The sequence below is a fragment of the Citrobacter sp. Awk 2 genome (assembly GCF_028069815.1).
Taxonomy (GTDB): domain Bacteria; phylum Pseudomonadota; class Gammaproteobacteria; order Enterobacterales; family Enterobacteriaceae; genus Citrobacter.
In genome coordinates this window covers 1-1,120 of the sequence record NZ_JANEWL010000219.1, presented here as the reverse complement: position 1 = coordinate 1,120, position 1,120 = coordinate 1, and the positions used below count along the sequence as shown (strand labels likewise).

The following is a 1,120-nucleotide window of genomic DNA, read 5'->3' as shown; positions in this document are numbered from 1 at the left end:
TTAGAGATCCTATCATTTCGAAACGAGATGGTAATCTTAATAGAGAATTTCATATTCGTACATTACAAACTGATGAGCATTTATCCATATTAAGTAAAGTAAAACCAGCAGACTTATTTGTAATCGGAGAATCTGATTTTAACGAATTGGATGTCCTTGATGTTAATATTGAGTCTCTGGGTACTAAATCATTCAATGAAGTAAAATTTATGTTAGGAATTTCAGATGCGTATGAATAATATTGGTTGTGTTTTATCATGTGCTCCAGGTTCAATTATCGTCACAATTAAAGATTTGGCGACTTTTGAAGAGCATAAAAAAAGCTTGCAGATTGGCAGACTCGTTGAGATTTCCCAAGGAAATCATGATAGTACAATTGCAACCATACGAAATATAAAAGGGGTATCATCATTAGATCAAAACGGAGCTCCCTGCTGGCAATTCTTATTAGAATGTCAGGCAATTGGTAACTTAAGTGATGAATATGGTTTCGACAGAGGTAGTTTACTGCTTCCCGTGCCAACCGAAGATGTTTATATAGCGCAACAATCTACACTTGATAAAATATTTGCTGTTGATGCCGAGCATAGTTTCCCCTTAGGGCGATTATCGATGAATAAAGATATATACCTTAAGATTCATGGAGATAGATTTTTCAGTAAACATATAGCTATCGTAGGTTCAACTGGCTCTGGAAAATCCTGCGCTGTAGCAAAGATATTGCATGACGCAGTTGGAATTAATTCTAAAGAAAATAAAAACAAGACAAACAAAAAAAACTCTCATATTGTAATATTCGATTTGCACGATGAATATACTGCAGCCTTCAGTTTAGAGGAAAAAGAATCATTTACATTAAATAGATTGGATATAGACACATTGCAATTACCATATTGGCTCATGAACTCTGAAGAACTGGAGAGCATGTTTATTGAGAGCAACGAATCAAACTCACACAATCAAGTTAGCCAATTCAAGCATGCTGTGACATTAAACAAGCAAAAATTCAACCCCAGCATTGAAAACGTAACATATGATACACCTTTTATATTTCGTATGGTTGCAATTGTACTATCATGATTTCCTTGGGAAATCTCAACGAGTCTGCCAATCTGCAAGC

Annotated in this window: 1 protein-coding gene and 1 pseudogene; both read left to right on the top strand. The window is 34.9% G+C overall.

All coding sequences use genetic code 11. The annotated features are described in order from the left end of the window. Window positions 1-239 (top strand): annotated as a pseudogene (locus tag NNO02_RS23270) (hypothetical protein); the annotation flags it as partial. Beyond that, entirely contained in the window at window positions 226-1,080 is an 855-nt protein-coding gene (locus tag NNO02_RS23265; RefSeq protein WP_271455875.1) for an ATP-binding protein, read from the top strand. The pseudogene NNO02_RS23270 and the gene NNO02_RS23265, both read left to right, overlap by 14 nt. Window positions 1,081-1,120 lie beyond the last annotated feature (40 nt).

Excerpts from the sequence above, each read along its gene's own strand:
- NNO02_RS23265 (WP_271455875.1), top strand. The coding sequence starts at position 226 with ATGCGTATGAATAATATTGGTTGTGTTTTATCATGTGCTCCAGGTTCA.